Source organism: Methylobacterium crusticola, assembly GCF_003574465.1.
Taxonomy (GTDB): Bacteria; Pseudomonadota; Alphaproteobacteria; order Rhizobiales; family Beijerinckiaceae; genus Methylobacterium; species Methylobacterium crusticola.
This window is the reverse complement of record NZ_QOWC01000007.1, coordinates 31,777-48,885: the sequence shown is the minus strand read 5'-3', so window position 1 is coordinate 48,885 and position 17,109 is coordinate 31,777. Positions and strand designations below refer to the sequence as shown.

Annotated in this window: 15 protein-coding genes; 11 read left to right on the top strand and 4 right to left on the bottom strand. The window is 73.0% G+C overall.

Annotation, left to right across the window (positions count from 1 at the left end):
- The 4 genes from DT057_RS09035 (at position 1) to DT057_RS09020 (ending at position 3,630) form a co-directional block, all read left to right on the top strand.
- A complete protein-coding gene (locus tag DT057_RS09035) occupies positions 1 to 459 on the top strand; it encodes an acyl-CoA thioesterase (protein ID WP_128561751.1) in 459 nt (152 codons plus the stop codon).
- A 79-nt stretch (positions 460 to 538) separates the two neighbouring features.
- Positions 539 to 1,711 carry an acyl-CoA dehydrogenase family protein gene (locus tag DT057_RS09030; RefSeq protein ID WP_162501364.1) on the top strand — a complete coding sequence of 391 codons (1,173 nt, stop codon included), beginning with the start codon at positions 539 to 541 and terminating at the stop codon, positions 1,709 to 1,711.
- Between the two features lie 7 nt (positions 1,712 to 1,718).
- The gene (locus DT057_RS09025) at positions 1,719 to 2,843 is read left to right on the top strand and encodes an acyl-CoA dehydrogenase family protein (protein ID WP_128561749.1); all 1,125 of its coding nucleotides are present in this window, start codon (positions 1,719 to 1,721) and stop codon (positions 2,841 to 2,843) included.
- Positions 2,824 to 3,630, top strand: a complete 807-nt coding sequence (locus DT057_RS09020; RefSeq protein WP_203236226.1) for an enoyl-CoA hydratase/isomerase family protein — start codon at positions 2,824 to 2,826, stop codon at positions 3,628 to 3,630. The genes DT057_RS09025 and DT057_RS09020 overlap by 20 nt, the downstream gene beginning before the upstream one ends.
- A gap of 63 nt (positions 3,631 to 3,693) precedes the next feature.
- Here the strand turns inward: DT057_RS09020 and DT057_RS09015 are convergent, their stop codons facing one another.
- Positions 3,694 to 5,274 (bottom strand): FadR/GntR family transcriptional regulator, encoded by a 1,581-nt coding sequence (locus DT057_RS09015; protein ID WP_162501363.1) that lies wholly within the window; start codon positions 5,272 to 5,274, stop codon positions 3,694 to 3,696.
- 228 nt (positions 5,275 to 5,502) lie between these two features.
- Positions 5,503 to 5,787 (bottom strand): hypothetical protein, encoded by a 285-nt coding sequence (locus DT057_RS09010; protein ID WP_128561747.1) that lies wholly within the window; start codon positions 5,785 to 5,787, stop codon positions 5,503 to 5,505.
- Positions 5,788 to 6,111: 324 nt separating this feature from the next.
- Between DT057_RS09010 and DT057_RS09005 the strand changes: the two genes are divergently transcribed.
- From DT057_RS09005 to DT057_RS08995, 3 genes are all read left to right on the top strand, one after another.
- A complete protein-coding gene (locus DT057_RS09005) occupies positions 6,112 to 6,360 on the top strand; it encodes a hypothetical protein (RefSeq protein ID WP_128561746.1) in 249 nt (82 codons plus the stop codon).
- A gap of 334 nt (positions 6,361 to 6,694) precedes the next feature.
- Positions 6,695 to 6,952 (top strand): hypothetical protein, encoded by a 258-nt coding sequence (locus DT057_RS09000; RefSeq protein ID WP_128561745.1) that lies wholly within the window; start codon positions 6,695 to 6,697, stop codon positions 6,950 to 6,952.
- A 784-nt stretch (positions 6,953 to 7,736) separates the two neighbouring features.
- On the top strand, positions 7,737 to 8,021 hold the full coding sequence (locus tag DT057_RS08995) for a hypothetical protein (RefSeq protein WP_238313300.1): 285 nt from the start codon (positions 7,737 to 7,739) through the stop codon (positions 8,019 to 8,021).
- Between the two features lie 159 nt (positions 8,022 to 8,180).
- On the opposite strand, the gene DT057_RS08990 is transcribed toward DT057_RS08995, so the two are convergent.
- On the bottom strand, positions 8,181 to 8,375 hold the full coding sequence (locus tag DT057_RS08990) for a hypothetical protein (protein ID WP_244937368.1): 195 nt from the start codon (positions 8,373 to 8,375) through the stop codon (positions 8,181 to 8,183).
- Between the two features lie 230 nt (positions 8,376 to 8,605).
- Between DT057_RS08990 and DT057_RS08985 the strand changes: the two genes are divergently transcribed.
- The 3 genes from DT057_RS08985 to DT057_RS08975 all read left to right on the top strand — a co-directional run bounded on the left by DT057_RS08985 (position 8,606) and on the right by DT057_RS08975 (position 13,835).
- A complete protein-coding gene (locus DT057_RS08985; protein WP_128561744.1) occupies positions 8,606 to 10,876 on the top strand; it encodes a fused MFS/spermidine synthase in 2,271 nt (756 codons plus the stop codon).
- Positions 10,877 to 11,258: 382 nt separating this feature from the next.
- Positions 11,259 to 13,550, top strand: coding sequence for an FdhF/YdeP family oxidoreductase (locus tag DT057_RS08980; protein ID WP_128561743.1), 2,292 nt, complete (start codon positions 11,259 to 11,261; stop codon positions 13,548 to 13,550).
- Between the two features lie 81 nt (positions 13,551 to 13,631).
- Positions 13,632 to 13,835 carry a hypothetical protein gene (locus DT057_RS08975; protein ID WP_128561742.1) on the top strand — a complete coding sequence of 68 codons (204 nt, stop codon included), beginning with the start codon at positions 13,632 to 13,634 and terminating at the stop codon, positions 13,833 to 13,835.
- A gap of 374 nt (positions 13,836 to 14,209) precedes the next feature.
- On the opposite strand, the gene rsgA is transcribed toward DT057_RS08975, so the two are convergent.
- The gene (rsgA, locus tag DT057_RS08970) at positions 14,210 to 15,229 is read right to left on the bottom strand and encodes a ribosome small subunit-dependent GTPase A (RefSeq protein WP_238313296.1); all 1,020 of its coding nucleotides are present in this window, start codon (positions 15,227 to 15,229) and stop codon (positions 14,210 to 14,212) included.
- A gap of 785 nt (positions 15,230 to 16,014) precedes the next feature.
- On the opposite strand from rsgA, the gene DT057_RS08965 reads away from it, so the two are divergent.
- Complete coding sequence (locus DT057_RS08965; RefSeq protein WP_203236225.1) at positions 16,015 to 17,088, top strand: NAD-dependent epimerase/dehydratase family protein; 1,074 nt, start codon at positions 16,015 to 16,017, stop codon at positions 17,086 to 17,088.
- Positions 17,089 to 17,109: the final 21 nt, after the last annotated feature.

Genomic DNA, 17,109 nt, shown 5'->3' with positions numbered 1-17,109 from the left:
ATGAGGCGCACGCTCGCCGAGGAGCCGCGGCTCGCCGCGCGCTCGTTCTTCCCGCACTGGCGCCCCGCGATCGTGCGCCACGCGGACCTCGATCCGAACGGCCATGTCACGAACAGCGTGTACACGGCCTGGCTCGACGACGGGCGCTACGCCCTCCTGACGCAGGCGCTGCGGCCGCTGATCGCGCCGGGCGACGTCCTGGCGCTCGCCTCCGTCACGGTGGACTTCGCCCAGGAGGTCGGCTTCGCCGACGCCCCGGAGATCGGGACGGCCGTGCTGCGCCTCGGCACCAGCGCGATCGTCATGGGACAGGGCGTGTTCGTCGGCGCGGCCTGCGCGGCGACCGCCCACTCGGTCACGGTGGTCATGGATGGCCGAACCCGCCGCGCCCGGCCCTTGCGTCCCGGCGAGCGCGACGCGCTCGAGGGCCTTGCCGGGAGCGGCGGCGATTGGTCTTGAGGCAGTGCCAGCATTCGCCTTGTCGGCGCCGGTGCCGGCGGAAGAACGTCCGGGAACGAGCCAGGGAGCGAGCAGACACGTGGACGCCTTCTTCACGGATGACGAGCGCGCCTTCCGGGCGGAGATCCGGTCGGCGATCCGCGCGATGCTGCCGCCCGACCTCGCGCGCCGGACGCGCGAGGGCATCCACCTCTCCCGCGCGGACATGGCGCGCTGGAACGGGCTCCTCGACGCCCGGGGCTGGGCCGCCCATCACTGGCCCGAGGCCGCGGGGGGACCGGGCTGGACGCCGATCCAGCGCTTCATCTTCGAGGCCGAGTGCGCGGCGGCCGACGCGCCGCCGCTCAGCGTGTTCGGCATCTACCTCGTCGGCCCCACGCTCCAGGCCTTCGGCTCGCCGGCCCAGAAGGAGCGCTACCTGCCCGCCATCCGGTCCGGGGCGGAGTTCTGGTGCCAGGGCTACTCGGAGCCCGAGGCCGGCTCGGACCTCGCCTCGGTGCGCACCACCGCCCGCCGGGTCGAGGGCGGCTGGATCATCGCCGGACAGAAGGCCTGGACGACGGAGGGCCACTTCGCCGACCTGATGATCTGCCTGGCCCGCACCAACCGGGAGGTCAGGCCCCAGGCCGGGCTCTCGCTGTTCATCGTCGACATGCGGGCGCCCGGCGTCACGATCGACCCGGTGATCACGATCGACGGCGGGCACAGCGTGAACTCCGTGTTCCTGGACGACGTCCGGGTGCCCGACGATGCGCTCATCGGCGCGGTCGACCAGGGCTGGGGCTACGCCAAGTTCCTGCTCAACCACGAGCGCACCAACAACGCCCAGGTCCACCGCTCGCGCCGCGAGTTCGAGCGCCTGAAGCAACTCGCGGCGTGCCGGCGCGTCGCGGGAGGCGGGCCGGCGCTCGACGACCCGGCCTTCCGGCGTCGGTTCGCGATCCTGGAGGCGGGGCTCGCTGGCCTCGAGGCCACGGTGCTGCGCGTCCTCGTCGACCAGACCGAGGGCCGCGAGCCGGGACCCGAGGCGTCCATCGTCAAGGTGATCGGGTCGCGCCTCCAGCAGGCGATCAGCGAGCTCGCCATGGAGGTGATCGGCGAGGACGCCCTGGCGAGCCCGGAGGCGGGGGAGGCCGGCGAGGTCGCGGGCTGGACCGAACGGCACCTGTTCCGGCGCGTCGTAACCATCTACGCGGGCTCGAACGAGATCCAGAAGACCATCATCGCCCGCTCCACGCTGGGCCTGCGCTGAGGCTGCCATGCGGCGATCACCGGACCAACGCGACGACGACCACCAGCTGCGCGAGGGCGCCCGCCGGTTCCTGGAGGCGCGGTGCTCCTGGAGCCCGGCCCGTCCCTCCCCGGCCGCCCTGGACGCGCTCCAGCGCGAGATGGCGCGGCTCGGCTGGTTCGCCATGGGGCTGCCGGACTCCCTCGGCGGGGCCGGGGCGGACGCGCTGCAATGCCTGTCGGTCGTCGAGGAGGCCGGCCGCGTGCTGCTGCGCCGCTCCCTCGCCGCCGACGTGCTGGTGGCGCCGCGCCTGATGCGCCGCGGCCTCGACGCCCTCGCGGAGCTGGCGCCCGGCCTCGCCGCGGGCGAGGTCCGCTTCGCCCTCGTCCCGGAGGATCCGGCGAAAGGGGGCCTGAGCGTCGCGCGCACGGCGGCGGGCGTGACCCTCCGGGGCCGCAGCGCGACGGCCCTCGACGCCGAGACGGCGACCCACTGGCTCGTCCAGGCGGGCGGGCGCTCGCCGAACGGCGCGACGCTCCTCTGCGTCGAGGCGGTCGGACCGGCCGCGCAGCCCCGGCGCCTGATCGACGGGCGCGCGGGCGCGGTCCTGACCTTCGAGGGCGTCGACCTTCCCGCCGGGGCCGTGCTCGCGACGGGGCACGACGCCCTCGCGCTGATCGCCGAGATCGAGGATTGCGCCGCCGCCGCCCTCGTGGCCGACGCCTACGGAGCGCTCGCGGCGGGCCTCGACCTCACGGTCGGCTACCTCAACCAGAGGCGCCAGTTCGGCCAGACGCTCGGCGCCTTCCAGGCCGTCCAGCACCTGATGGCGGACGCGTTCTGCGACCTCGAGACCCTGCGCTCGCTCATGCTCTGGACCGCCGCGGCCCTCGAGGGCGAGCCCGCGGAGCGGCGCCGGGCGGCGACCACCGCCAAGGTGGCCCTCGGCCGGGAGGGCCTGGCGGCGGCCTCGCGCCTGATCCAGGCCAGCGGCGGCATCGCCATGACCGAGGATTACCGGGTCGGCCACGTCTACAAGCGCCTCCAGGTCGCCGCCGGGCTGCACGGCGGGACGGAGGCGCAGCTCAGGCAGCTCGCGACAGACACCCTGTCGCCGAAGGGGAGGCAGGACGATGAGGCAAGTGCCGCTTGAGGAGCGCTACGAGACCCTGACGATCACGCGCGAGGGGCGGCTCCTCACCATCACCATGAACCGCCCGGACGCGCTCAACGCCGCGGACGCGGTGCTGCACGAGGAGCTCGCGCACGTCTTCTACGACGTCGCGGTCGACCCGGACAGCGACGTGATCGTGCTCACCGGCGCCGGGCGGGCCTTCTCGGCGGGCGGCGACATCCCGTGGATGCAGACCGCGATCGACCGCCCCGACTCGTTCGAGCAGACGGCGCGCGAGGCCAAGCGCATCGTGTTCTCGATGCTCGACCTCGAGAAGCCCCTGGTCGCGCGGGTGAACGGCCACGCCACCGGGCTCGGCGCGACGCTCGCCCTGTTCTGCGACGTGATCTTCGCGGCCGACACGGCCAAGATCGGCGACCCCCACGTGTCGATCGGCTTCGTCGCCGGCGACGGCGGCCCGGCGATCTGGCCGCAGCTCATCGGGTACGCGCGGGCCAAGGAGTACCTGATGACCGGGGACCTCCTCCCCGCCCGCAAGGCGGCCGAGATCGGCCTCATCAACCATGCCGTGCCGCCCGAGGAGCTCGACGCGGCGGTGGCGGCCTTCACCGGCAAGCTCCTGGCGGGGGCCACCAAGGCCATCCGCTGGAGCAAGACCGTGACGAACATCGAGCTGAAGCGGATCGTCCACGGCGTCATGGACGCGAGCGTCGCCTACGAGGCCCTGTCGAACCGGACCGAGGACCATCAGGAGGCCGTCAACGCCTTCCGGGCGAAGCGCAAGCCGACCTTCACCGGCCGCTGACCCCGCCCCCCGTCCGGCCCCGCCGCGTCGGCGGCGGGCGCCGCGGCGGGGCCGCGCCGCCGCTCATCCCGCGGGCGGGAGGCCGGCCGCGCCGGCCGGCGCGAGGTCGGCCGCCAGGCCGCACGGCAGCATCTCGCGGTCGGCATCCAGCATGGCGTAGCGGTCGCTGAAGGCGCCGCAATGCTCCGCCATCGCCCGGCCGGCCCCCACGGTATCGCGGGCCAGGATCGCGGTCACGATCTGGGTGTGGTGGCGCAGCAGCATCGCGTCGCGCCCACCCCCGATCGACGGGGCCGTGAGCGAGTAGTCGAAGTAGGCGGTCATCAGGTCGCGCAGCACCTCGGTGATGTAGAGGTGGACGGCGCTGCCCGCCGCCCGGGCGATCGTCAGGTGCAGGCGCAGGTCGAGGTCGATCCGGCGGCGGGCGCTGAGGTGGGAGCGGCCCATCTCGGCCAGGATGCGACGCAGGTCGGCGAAGTCGCGCTCGCTGCCGCGTTCGGCCGCACGGCTCGCGGCCCAGACCTCGAGGTAGCCGCGCAGGCGCGACATGGTCTGCAGGTGGTCGAGATCGGCGGCGGCGAGCGAGGTCAGGGCGGCGGGCGCGTCGACCGCGCGGGTGCCGCAGCGCTCGTCGGCCACGACCGTCCCCTCGGCCTTGAGCGCGGCGAGCGCCTCGCGCACCGAGGCGCGGCTCACGCCGAACACCGTGGCGAGCCGCCGCTCGCTGAGCAGGCGGGCGCCGTCCCGGGCGTGTCCGGTCGCGATCATGCCGGCGATCTCGCGGGTCAGCCGGTCCTTGAGCTGCTCGGGACTGGCGACCGCGAGGTCGCGCAGGATCGCCTCCTCCCGGGGCGCGCCCTCGCCGGACGCCATCGAGGTCCAGTCGAGACCGCGCAGGACCGCGTCGCGGCGCGCGAGAGCCGCCTCAGCGGCCGCCGCGTTCCGCTCTGCGACCGCGCAGGCGAGGGCGCGGCGGTCCCGGGCGAGGCGGTCGAACCCGGTCTCGCCCGCGGCGCCGAGCAGGCTGCCGAACAGGCTGCGGATGCCGCGCGCGAGCTGGCGGGTGATCATCGCGTAGATCGGGCTGCCCGACGCGTCGGAGAGCGCGAGGCGCACGTGGAGCTCGTCCTCGGCCCGCGCCTGGACGTCCGGCCCCGCGGGCGCCACCGCGAGGCGCTCGGCCGCGCGGCCGAGCACCGCGGCGGGGGCGCGCCGAACGAGCTGCTCGACGACGCAGCGGTCCAGGAAGGCGATGAAATCCTGGAGATCCTCCAGGTTCTCCTGGTTCGCCCGGATCAGCGGGATCAGCCGTTCGCTGCGCTCGAGCGCGACGACGCGGGTGCCCGAGCCCTGGACGGCCTCGATGTAGCCGTCGAGCTTGAGGCGATTGAGCGCGCTCCGCACGCAGACCCGGCTCGCCGAGGCGGCCTCGGCGATGCGCCGTTCCGGCGGCAGGCGGGCTCCCGGCGGCAGCCGTCCCGAGGCGATCATCCCCAGCATGGCGACCGCGAGGCGGTCTGAGCGCACGGACTTCGTCTGCGTGCGCAGGTCGATGGCCGCGAGCCGGCCGAAATCGGCGAGATCCATCGGACAGGGAGATTCTCCCCGCAGGAGCGAGAGCTTGAGCTGCAAGGCTCCGTTCATGATCGATCTTCCTCCCGGGCCGGCGGGTTGATCGCGCCAGCCGGCCTTTTCCGCTGATCTAACACGCGCGACGGGGACGCGTCTGCGCTCCCGTGCCGCCGATCTCCCGGCCGCCGCGTGCCGCCGTCGTCCCGATGGTGCGGCGGGCAGCAGGAACGCCGGCCGGCCGGCTACGCGGCACCGGAGCATCCGCGCGAGTAGAGCCGGGGATCACGCCGCCGAGCAGGGTCACTGCCGGGACCGAAGGACGAGGGCGAGGTGTATCAGGGCCAGGCCCAGCAACAGGAGGCCGCCGCCCATCACCGCGCCGATCCACGAGCGATGCCCGCTCGCCAGTGCCGCGGCGACGAACATCAGGGCTACGACGACGAACAGGCTCCCGTACTTCGCGGCCGCGAACCAGCCGGGGGCCTTCAGGCGATAGCGGAGAGATGACGTATCCCCCAGTTGCGTGACCCGGCCGATTCCGCCGAGGATGATCAGAGCGACACGCTTGATGTCAGGCTTGCTCACCGCATCTCCCCGAACCCGTCGCGTTGGTGGGCGTCCTGAGTGGCGCGTCCGCCCTCGCCCGCACGGCCTTGCCCCCCGCGGGACCTCGTGCCGAACCGGATCACAGTCCGGATCGGGGTGCCACGCGGTGGACCACGGGGGAAGCGGCCCTCGACTCCCCGTCCGCGGGCCCGAGCGGCGGCGCCGAGGAGCGGGCCGGTCGGGCGTCCCGGGTCCTGAATGAGCGCGCATCCTTCCCCTGGGACCACGCGCTCGGTCCACGGCCGGTCGCCGTGGGGGCGCGGAGTTGCCGCCTCGGCCGTCTTCTTCGTCGGCGTCTGCGAGATGCTGACGACGACGCCGTGGCTGGAGTTGGACCGGGCCCCCGGCTGGCTCGGCTCGACGGTCGCGCTCCTGGGGTTCCTGGCCTTCCTCGTGCTGGCCGGCTTCGCTACCCTCGTGGGCAACGCCCTCGCGGGCCTGACGGTGCTCGTCGTGCTGCGGCGTGGCTGGAGGTGGCCGATGTGGCGGGCCGCCCTGGTCGCCCTGCCCTACTGGATCGTCTTCTACCGGCTCGTTCCCAAGCCCTGGTGAAGCTCCCAAAGCCCTGGTGAAGCCTCGGCCGCGATGGCTGCGGGGATCGCTTGCTCGGCGGACTTGGGGCGCGGCAGCGGCGGGCCCGCGGGTCCCGAGCCACCCGTGCGTGCGGGCCGGACGAGACCTGGAGGCGCGGGCTCCCGCACCCCTCACGCAAGGCAACGGTCACGCTTTTTGCGGCCGGCTCGCGTTCAGGGATCGATTTTATTCCCCTGCGCCGCGTGCGCGAGGACACATCGCGATCGACATCGCCCCCCTATCTCTCGCTCATCGCAACGGCAGGAGATGACATCGACCGTCATCTTCTCCGCAACTGGAGACTGAATACCATATGAAGACCTGCATCGCCGCCGTCGTCACCGCCCTCGTCGTTGGCGCCGCTCCGATCCCGTCCGCCATGGCATTCAGCGCCGGCTCCCTGTCCGCCCCCTCCTGGTCCCGCGACGTCGAGACCACCGGCTCCCTCGGCGTTCACGACACGCCGTTCTACGAGGCGTGCCCGATGAGCTCGGCCGCCGAGGGCAACGCCAACCAGCAGACCCGGCCGGTCAAGCAGTACGGCCAGACCTCGGGCGGGTACCGCTGCTGACCGGGCCGGAGGCGAACCAGATGGTGCTGCTGAGAGCCGTGTCCTACGGCATGATCGGAGTACTGGCCGCCAGCCTCGTCGCGACGGTCATCGGCACGGCCAACGCCCTGCTGAACATGTGACGCCAGGGGAGGACCGCCCGCGGGCGGTCCTCCCTCCGTCCGTGCGACGAGGGCCCCGCCCCGGCATCGGCCGGCGGCGGGGCCTTTCGCGTCGGCGCCGGGCAGCGTCCCGGCCCTGGGACGCCGTGCGCGCTTTCGGGGAGCCGGTCGGGGGCGCCCAGCGACGCGGTGGCGGATCGCGACCGCGATCGCGAAATCTGGGCTCGGCAGCCCGCGAAAAATCCCATATCGTTGCGGCGACCCGATTTCAGCGTGGCCGACGGGGGCATTGCCGCAGGAGTGTGACCATGTCGTTTCTCCTCTTCCTGGTTTTCGTCGGCCCGTGGGTCGCCCTGGCCGCCGTGAGCGCCGTCGGGTACCGCAAGGCCCAGCCCCACGGAACATCGTTCACGTCCTAGCGGCGCCCGGGTCCCGCGGATCGGCCGTCGCGGGCGATCCGGCGGGCCGGGGTGACGGTCGCCCCGTCCCGCCCGGGCAGGCGGGGGAACGAGGCGATCTCGGGCGGCCTCCGGGGCGCCTCGATCAGGCCGGGCGGGCGCTCGCGCGGCGAGAGCCGGTCGCGGCCCGTCCCGACGACGTCCGGCGCCGGGCCGGACCGGGAGTCGGCGTGGCACCCGACGAACGTGGCATCCGGCGGGCGCGGCGTCCGGCAAGAGGGATCGATGGGCACCGACCGCATCGCCGCAGCAGGTCTGCTCCTCACGGTCGCGACGGTCTCGGCCGCCCTCGCCCAGGCGCCCGCGGCGGCGACGCCCAGGGCCACGGGCGCGGCGCCGGACATGAACTTCGCGTTCGTGCCGCCCAGGGCCGCGGTGACCGGAAGCATCGCGCCGCAGGCGCCCCCCCGGCGGCCGCAGGTCGCGCAGGGCCAGCTCCCGAACCAGAAGGTCGGCCCGCCGAAGGGCATGCACGTCGTGCGGGACATCTGCATCGGCTGCAATCCCTGACCCGGCATCCCGGACCCGTGCCCGCGGAGGGCGCGGGGACGCGGCCGGCCGCAGACGCTAGAGCATTTTCCGGCGAAGTGGACACCGGTTCGCCGCAGAACATGCGGCAGAATCAGAAACCTGGAGCAGCGCCCGATGGCAGCGTGATCGGATGCTGCTCTAGCCGTGCCGCACCATCGCCAGCACGGCGTGGACGACGGTTGCGCCGCCGATCGGCGCGACGAACATCAGCAGCACGTTCACGGCGATGAGCCACAGCAGCACCCGCTCCTGGCGCTTCGTCAGTCGGGGCTCGCGGGGCGGCGGCTCCGGGGACGGCGTCCATCCTCCCTCGACGTACATCGGCGTCCCCACTGCTGCTCGGCCTTCCCCATGTAGCGGCCGGAGGCGATCGGGCCAGCACCCTGGAAATCCCCTCGCGCTCCGGCCCGGAACGGGGCCGCACCGGACGGGGCGCTCGCGGGCATGACCCAAGGATGCGGCCGGCAGGTTCACGGCGGGCAAGATCGTCGGCGGAGCGGGTGCGGATCCACTTCCTTCAGATTCGCACGGTAGCGTGATCCGACCCCTTCGGAGCCACCGTGATGACCTCCGCGATCCGATCGCTCGATCAGCCGGCACCCGCGGGGGCCCGGAGCCGTGGCGCGGGGCTGCTGCTTCCGCTGTTCGCCGCCACGCTGTTCCTGTCGGCCTTTCTGCTCTTCGCCGTCCAGCCGATGTTCACCAAGATGGTGCTGCCGGCCCTCGGCGGGACGCCGGCCGTCTGGTCCGTCGCCATGGTGTTCTTCCAGTCGCTGCTGCTCGCGGGCTACCTCTACGCGCACTGGCTGGTGCGCCGCGTTCCGTTCCGGGTCGCCGCGGCCCTGCACGGCGTCCTGATGGTCGGGGCCGTCGCGGCCATGCCCATCGTGCTCGCGGCGGGGTGGGGCAGGCCGCCGGCGGAGGGGCAGGCCCTGTGGCTGCTCGGCCTCTTCGCGACCTCGGTGGGGCTCCCGTTCTTCGCGGTCGCCGGCAACGGGCCGCTGCTCCAGGCGTGGTTCGCCCGCTCGGGTCACCCGGCCGCCGACAACCCCTACGCGCTCTACGCGGCCTCGAACCTGGGCTCCTTCGCGGCGCTCCTCGCCTATCCCGCCGCGTTCGAGCCGCTCCTCGCGCTCCGGGACCAGAGCCGCGCCTGGATGATCGGCTTCCTGGTGCTCGCCGCGATGATCGCGGCCTGCGCCGTCCTGACGGGCCGGCGGGAGCCCGCCGCGGCCCTGCCGGCCCGCGCGCGCGCCGAGGCCCGGCCCACCTGGCGGTCCCGGCTCGCGTGGATCGCCCTGTCGTTCGTGCCGTCCGGCCTGCTCGTGTCGGTCACGGCCCACATCGCCACCGACGTCGCGTCGGCCCCACTCCTCTGGGTCGTGCCGCTCGCGCTGTTCCTGCTGACCTTCGTGCTCGCCTTCCGGGACCGGCCGCCCGTCGGCGACGCCCTGCTGACGCGCCTCCAGGTCGGGGGCACGGCGCTCGCCTGCCTCGCCCTGGTGACCCCGTCCTGGGGCCTCGCCGCGGGTCTCGGCCTGCATCTCGGCCTGTTCTTCGTCACCACCATGGTCTGCCACGCGGCCCTCTACCGGTCGCGCCCTCCGGCGAGCCGGCTCACCGAGTTCTACCTCTGCATGTCCCTCGGCGGCGTGCTCGGCGGCATCGCCTGCACCCTGGTCGCGCCCCAGGTCTTCTCGAGCGTCGTCGAGTATCCGGTCCTGCTCGTGCTCGCCCTCGCCTGCCGGCCCGGCTTCTTCGCCGACCTGCGTGCGGCGGGCGCGCGGGAGGCCGGCCGCACGCTCGCGCGCTGCGCGGTCGCGGTCGCGGCCTGCGCCGGGCTGGCGCTGCTCCTCGACGTCCTGGCGGCGACGCGGCTGATGCTCGTTGCGGCCTTCGCCCTGATGCTGACGCTCACCTGGAGCCGGCCCCGGCTGCTCGCGCCCGTGGCGCTGGTGCTCCTGCTGCTGATCGTGGTCTTCCCCAAGAGCCATGCGGTGCGCCTGGCGCATCGGTCCTTCTTCGGGGTGCACCAGGTCGCCGACACGCAGGACGGCCGCTTCCGGGTCCTCGTCCACGGCACGACCGTGCACGGCGCCGTGCGGCTGAGGAACGAGGACGGCACGCCCGCGACCGGCCGGCCGGAGCCCCTGACCTACTACGTCCCCGATGGCGCCTACGCGGGCGCCGTCGGAGCGGTTCGCGCGGCGCGCGGCGGCACGCTGCCGGCCGTCGGAGTGATCGGCCTCGGGGCGGGGCTGCTCGCCTGCTACGCGGCGCCCGGCGAGGCGTGGACGTTCCTCGAGATCGATCCCGTGATCGCGGCGATCGCCCGCAACCCCGAGCACTTCCAGTTCCTGAGCGCCTGCGCGCCAGCGGCCCCGATCGTGCTCGGCGACGGCCGGCTCACCCTGGCGGACCAGCCCGGCGGCCTGAGCCTCCTCGTGCTCGACGCCTTCTCGTCGGACGCGATTCCGACGCACCTCCTCACCAGGGAGGCGCTGGGGCTCTACTTCGCCAAGCTCGATCCGCGCGGCGCGCTCGTGCTCAACATCACGAACCGGCACCTCGACGTCCGGCGCATCCTCGCCCGCACCGCCGCGGAGCACGGCCTGGTCACCTACGTCCTCAAGGAGGCGATCGATGAACCGGTCGAGCGGCGGATGCGCTACCGCACGACCATCGCGGCGGTCGCCCGCGAGCCGGCCCATCTCGGCGCGCTGGCCTCCGGCGGCGTCTGGCAGCGGATCGAGCCGGATCCGGCGGTGGCGCCCTGGACCGACGACTACTCCAACCTGCTCCAGGCCATCGCCGATCACGCCCTGCGGGAGTGACGCCCCGCCCCGCGGGGCCGCGGGATCCGCCACCCGGAGGGCTCGCCGCCGGCGCAGCGTCGCGCGGGCCGCGGGGCCATAGCGACACAGGGGGGATCCAACGCAGGCCCGGCCTGTTAGCTGCTTGGATTTCCGCGGACGCGGGCGCAACGGGATTCTCGACATTGGACCATGCCCTCGACCGGCCGGCCGCGGCTGCCGACGCACCCGGCCGGCCCGCGGCGGGATCGGGCCGGCGCCGCCGGTCCGGCGGGACCGGGGCGGCGGACCGGTGTGAACGCTCGACCGCGTGAGCCCGCTCCGCGGCCCGTCCCGGGTCGAGGCACCCGCCGGCGGGATCGCGCCCGCGACCTCGCATCACCTCACCGAGTGGAGAACCGGCATGGCCGACCCCGTCACGATCAAGCCCTACAAGGGTCCTGCCGGCGGCTGGGGGTCGGCCAAGTCGCTGACCGAGATCCTGCTCCGCGAGCAGATCCCGCTGAGCGGCGGGGGGCTGCTGCTGCACCAGAACAAGCCGGACGGCTTCATGTGCGTCAGCTGCGCCTGGGCCAAGCCCGCCAAGCCCTCCGTGTTCGAGTACTGCGAGAACGGCGCCAAGGCGACCGCCTGGGAGGTCACGCGCCGCAGCATCGCGGCCGACTTCTTCGCCAAGCACACGGTCACCGAGCTCGAGGGCTGGCGGGACTACGACCTCGAGGAGCTCGGTCGCCTGACCGAGCCGATGCGGTGGGACGCCGCGACCGATACCTATCGCCCGGTCCCGTGGGCGGAGGCGTTCCGGGAGATCGGGACCGAGCTGAGAGCGCTCGCGCCGAAATCGACCGTGTTCTACGCCTCGGGCCGCGCCTCGCTCGAAGCCTCCTACATGTACGGCCTGCTGGCGCGGCTCTACGGCAACAACAACCTGCCCGACAGTTCCAACATGTGCCACGAATCGACGTCCGTGGCGCTGCCCGAGAGCATCGGCTCGCCCGTCGGCACGGTGCTGCTCGAGGATTTCGAGCACACCGACTGCATCCTGTTCTTCGGCCAGAACCCGGGCTCGAACGCGCCGCGGATGCTGCATCCGCTCCAGGACGCGAGCAAGCGGGGCGTGCCGATCATCACCTTCAACCCGTTCCGGGAGCGAGGGCTCGAGAGCTTCACGAACCCGCAATCACCCCTCGAGATGCTGACGCGCTCCGAGACGCGGATCTCGTCCCAGTACCTGCAAGTCAAGGCGGGCGGGGATCTCGGGGCGATCTACGGCCTCTGCAAGGCGTTGCTCGAGGCTGACGACGCGGCTCAAGCGAGCGGCGGCCCGCGGCTGATCGACACCGCGTTCATCGCCGAGCACACGCACGGCTTCGAGGCGTTCGCCGATTCGGTGCGCGCGAGGACCTGGGACGAGCTGGAGCGCCATTCCGGGCTCCCGCGCGCGGCGCTGGAGCAGGCGGCCCGGACCTACGGCAGGTCCAAGGCGACGCTGGGCATCTACGGCATGGGCCTGACCCAGCACCGCATGGGCGTCGAGACCGTGCAGATGCTCGTCAACCTGCTGCTCCTGCGGGGCAATGTCGGGCGCCCGGGCGCCGGCATCTGCCCGGTGCGGGGCCATTCCAACGTCCAGGGCCAGCGCACCGTCGGCATCACCGAGAAGCCCGAGCTGGTCCCGAACGCGACGCTCAAGGCGCTCTACGGCTTCGATCCGCCGGCCGAGAAGGGCCTCAACACGGTCGAGGCCTGCGAGGGCATCCTCGACGGATCGGTGCGCGCGTTCGTGGCGCTCGGCGGCAACTTCATCCGCGCCGTCCCCGAGACCGACCTGATGGAGCCGGCCTGGCGCAAGCTGCGCCTGACCGTGCAGATCTCGACGAAGCTCAACCGCAACCACCTCATCCACGGCGAGGTCGCCTACATCCTGCCCTGCCTGGGCCGGGTCGAGATCGACGCGCAGCCCGGCGGCCGCCAGTCCGTGGCGATGGAGGATTCGACGGCCTGCATCCACGGCTCGAAGGGCTACGCGGAGCCGGCGAGCCGGCACCTCCTGTCCGAGCCCCGCATCGTCGCCGAGATCGCCAAGGCGACGCTCGCGCCGAACGAGCGGATCGACTGGGACCGCTGGGGCCGCGACTACGCCAGCGTGCGCGACGCCATCGAGGCGACCTACCCCGCCGAGTTCAAGAACTTCAACGCCCGGATGTGGCAGCCCGGCGGCTTCCGCCGGCCGATCCCGGCCGCCGACCGGGTCTGGAAGACCCCCAACGGCAAGGCGAACTTCATCGTCCCGCGCGGCCTGTCGGCCGATCCCGACACCGAGCAGGCGGATCCGGACGTCATGCGCCTGATCACCATGCGGTCGAACGACCAGTTCAACACCACGATCTACGGCTACGACGATCGCTTCCGCGGCGTGAAAGGCACCCGCATGGTGCTGTTCATGAACAAGGCGGACATCGCGCGCCTCGGGTTCCGCGATGCGCAGAGCGTCAACCTGGTCGGCGCGGCGCAGGACGGCATCGTGCGGCGCGTCGAGGGCTTTCGGGTCCTCGCCTACGACGTGCCGGCGGGCTGCGTCGGGGGCTACTATCCGGAGTGCAATCCCCTGATTCCCCTGTGGCACCACGCGGAGCGCAGCAAGGTGCCGGCGGCGAAGTCGGTGCCGGTCCGGATCGAGGCCGCCCACCCGTGACGGGGGGCGTGCCGTCGCCGCGGCGGATTTCGATGGCGGACATGGCTGGCGATCTCGCGACGGACGGATTATATCAGCCGCATGATAGAGACAGATTCCAAGCTCCACCCCTACTCCCTCGAGATCCTGCCCCCGAAGGTCGACGGCGCCTCCTACCAGTGGGCGATCCGCAAGAACGGGAAACTGGCGCAGCGCTCCGATCGCAGCCTCCCGAGCGAGTCCAAGGCTCGGGAGAACGGCCTCGGCCAGATCGAGAAGCTCCTGTCGGGGATGGGGGACCGGTAGGTCCCGCACGCGACGCAGGACCGTCGGATCGCAGGAGGCCGCCGGCACCCGCGTGGCGCCTGAGAGTTCCGCCGCGGACCGGGCAGGCTCTCGCCAGCCGGCACGCGCCTCAACCCAACTCCAGGCCCGCCCGGCCCCCGTGCCGGGCGGGCCTCTTGCTGCGCGCCGCCCACCCTGCGTTCCCCGGAACCTTCCTGCGTGAGCGCCCACCGCGGTGGGGCACGCAGCATCCCCCTCCCCCGGGGACCCGGCCGTGCCGGCGGGAGCGGGGTCTAGAGCAGCATTCGATCACGCTGCAATCGGCTGCTGCTCCAGGTTTTTGATTCTGCCGCATTCTCTGCGGCGAACCGGTGTCCACTTCGCCGGAGAATGCTCTAGCGCCTGCGGCTGCCGCGCGGCCCCGCCGCGGCGTGCGCGCTGTCGCGGTTCTCGTCGGTCAGCTTGCGCCAGCGGCTCAGGCGCTCCGGATCGAGCCGGCCCGCCGCGACGGCGGCCTGCACGGCGCAGCCGGGTTCGTGGGCGTGGGTGCAGTCTCGGAACCGGCACGCGGGCGCGAGCTCGACGATCTCGGCGAACAGGGTCTCGATGCCCTGCGCGGCGTCGCTGATCTGCAGCGTGCGCATGCCCGGCGTGTCGATGACCCAGCCGCCGCCCGCGATGGCGTGCAGCGAGCGCGACGTCGTGGTGTGGCGGCCCTTGGCGTCGTGCGCCCGGATCGCTCCGGTCCGCTGGGGCGATGCCTCGCCCGGGAGGCCCGCCAGCGTGTTGACCAGCGTCGACTTGCCGACCCCGGACGAGCCGACGAGCGCCACCGTGCGCCCCGGGCCGCACCAGGGCTCCACGTCGCGCACGGCCTGCGGCAGGCGCGGATTGACGGTCACGACGGCGAGCCCGCGCTGGAGGGCCTCGGCCCGCCGCCGGTACGACCCGGCATCGTCCGCCGTGTCGGCTTTGGTGAGCAGGATCACCGGGTCGGTCCCGGCCTGGTTGGCCAGCGCCAGGTAGCGTTCCAGCCGGGCCGGGTTGAAGTCGGCGTTGCAGGAGGTGACGACGAAGAGCGTGTCGACGTTCGCCGCGGCGAGCTGGGGCGTCCTGCTGCCCTCGACGCGCCGCGCCAGCACGGTCCTGCGGGACAGGCGGCGGTGCAGCGTCCCGGTCGACGCCTCGACCAGCACCCAGTCGCCCACGGCGAAATCGCCCGTGCCGGCGTGAGCCGGAAGCGCCAGCGCGACGGTCCCGGCGACGGACAGGGCGGTCAGGCGCGAGCGGTGGACCGTGGCGATCCGCATCGGCGCGAGGCCGGCCTCGCTGGGCTCGCGCTGGTCCTCGAAGAAGTCCGACCATCCCAGGCGCGCGGGCAGGACGGGCGGGTCGGGAGCGGGATGATCGGTCACGGACCCGCCCCATGACACAGCGCGGCGCCCATAGCCAGGGCATGCTGCGGTTTGCCCGCGGGCGCGGTCCGCAAGGCCGCCCGTCGGCGCGGGCCGGCGGCGGCCCCGGCGAGGCGGCCGGCTGGACGACGGGGGCCCACGCGCCACGCCCGTGCCGTGCGGCGCGGCCGCGCCTCCGGGGACCGCCGGCAGCCGCGATCGGACCCGATGCGGCGGCTCCTGCTCACGACCGCTCCGGCCCTCTCGCGGGAGCTTGAGCGGGACCGGCTCCGCGCGCCGGCAGGACCAGCCGCCGAGACATCGCGCAGCGGAATGCGCGCATCCTTTCACCTTGACGCAGAGAAATGAATCCTGAACTATCCCGGCGCGCATCAGTCGGGGGCTCGCCGGAAATCGAACGGATCTTTGTCGACGACGAGGGTTGAAGTAAGGGTGGCATCCACGTCGTTTCGGACGCGACGGACCGGCACGACATGGCTCGGCCGAGCACATCCCGTGCTGTCTCGTCCCTGAACGACCAGGGATATCGGATTTCCCGACGAGCCTGGCGGCCGACCCGAAGGCGGGCTCCGACTGGCGGGCGCTCCCTCGAACGGGAACGCGCCGACGAGAGCGGTGGCGGCAACGAGAATATGGCGCAGCGACAACAGGCGTGCACAACGATCCCATCGGAGCCGCGAGAGCAGCGGAAGTGTCCGTCAATCTTAGAGACTTCGACTGTTGGCGCCAGTATTCGAAAACATCTCTTCGTTGATCATTGTCCGCCCTCTCTCATGGAGACGGCTGTGAGAACCGGTACTCTCATCACGGGTGGCGCCGGGTTCATCGGCTGTGAGCTGAGCCGCAGGCTGAGCCCGGACGACGGTCCCGTCGTCGCCGTCGATTCGCTCCTGCCGCAGGTGCATCCGGCCCGGACGCGCCCGGACGCCCTGCCGGAGCACGTCGAACTGATCGTGGCGGATGTCCGCGACCGTCGCTTCTGGGATGCCTTCTTCGCCGCGTGCCGGCCTCGGCAGATCGTTCATCTCGCGGCGGAGACGGGGACGGGCCAATCGCTGACCCAGTCGGCCCGGCACAGCAGCGTCAACGTCACCGGCACGGCCGAGATGCTCGACGCCATGAGCCGCGTCGGGCACCGCCCCGACCACGTCCTCCTGGCGTCGAGCCGCGCCGTCTACGGCGAGGGTGCGTGGCGGGGGTCCGACGGAGCGGTCTTCTATCCCGGCCGCCGCAGCCATCGCCGGCTCGCCGCCGGCCGCTGGTCCTTCGACGGCCCGGACGGGGCTCCCGCCGCGCCCCTGCCGCACGAGGCGGCATCCGTGCACCCGCACCCGTCGAGCATCTACGGCGCGACGAAGCTGGCGCAAGAACATCTCCTGGCCACCTGGGCGAGCGCCCGCAGCGTGCCCCTGTCGATCCTGCGCTTCCAGAATGTCTACGGGCCCGGGCAATCGCCCTTCAATCCCCATACCGGCATCGTCACGCTGTTCCACCAGCAGGCCCATGCGGGCGAGGCCATCGAAGTCTACGAGGATGGCCAGATCGGCCGCGATTTCGTGTTCATCGACGACGCCGTGGCGGCGTGCCGGGCCGCCCTCGCGGCGCCGCCCACAGCGCTTCGCACGCTCGATGTCGGGTCCGGCACCGCGACGACGATCCTCGACGCCGCCCGCATCATCGCGGGCGCCCACGGCGCACCGGATCCCCGCATCTCCGGCCGATTCCGCGACGCCGACATCCGGTGGGCGGTGAGCGACGCGGCGCCCGCCGCCGACCAGCTCGGCATCCGCGCGACGATCGGCTTCGCCGAAGGATCGCGGCGCGTCTCGGAATGGCTGCTGCGACGCGGCTTGCCGTAGCGTGCGCCGGCGCCGGGGCGC

Coding starts and splice junctions, on each gene's coding strand:
- DT057_RS09020 (WP_203236226.1), top strand. CDS start 2,824: ATGAGGCAAGTGCCGCTTGAGGAGCGCTACGAGACCCTGACGATCACG.
- DT057_RS09000 (WP_128561745.1), top strand. CDS start 6,695: ATGAAGACCTGCATCGCCGCCGTCGTCACCGCCCTCGTCGTTGGCGCC.
- DT057_RS09015 (WP_162501363.1), bottom strand. CDS start 5,274: ATGAACGGAGCCTTGCAGCTCAAGCTCTCGCTCCTGCGGGGAGAATCT.
- DT057_RS08980 (WP_128561743.1), top strand. CDS start 11,259: ATGGCCGACCCCGTCACGATCAAGCCCTACAAGGGTCCTGCCGGCGGC.
- DT057_RS09025 (WP_128561749.1), top strand. CDS start 1,719: ATGCGGCGATCACCGGACCAACGCGACGACGACCACCAGCTGCGCGAG.
- DT057_RS09005 (WP_128561746.1), top strand. CDS start 6,112: ATGCTGACGACGACGCCGTGGCTGGAGTTGGACCGGGCCCCCGGCTGG.
- DT057_RS08975 (WP_128561742.1), top strand. CDS start 13,632: ATGATAGAGACAGATTCCAAGCTCCACCCCTACTCCCTCGAGATCCTG.
- DT057_RS08995 (WP_238313300.1), top strand. CDS start 7,737: ATGGGCACCGACCGCATCGCCGCAGCAGGTCTGCTCCTCACGGTCGCG.
- DT057_RS08985 (WP_128561744.1), top strand. CDS start 8,606: ATGACCTCCGCGATCCGATCGCTCGATCAGCCGGCACCCGCGGGGGCC.
- DT057_RS09035 (WP_128561751.1), top strand. CDS start 1: ATGAGGCGCACGCTCGCCGAGGAGCCGCGGCTCGCCGCGCGCTCGTTC.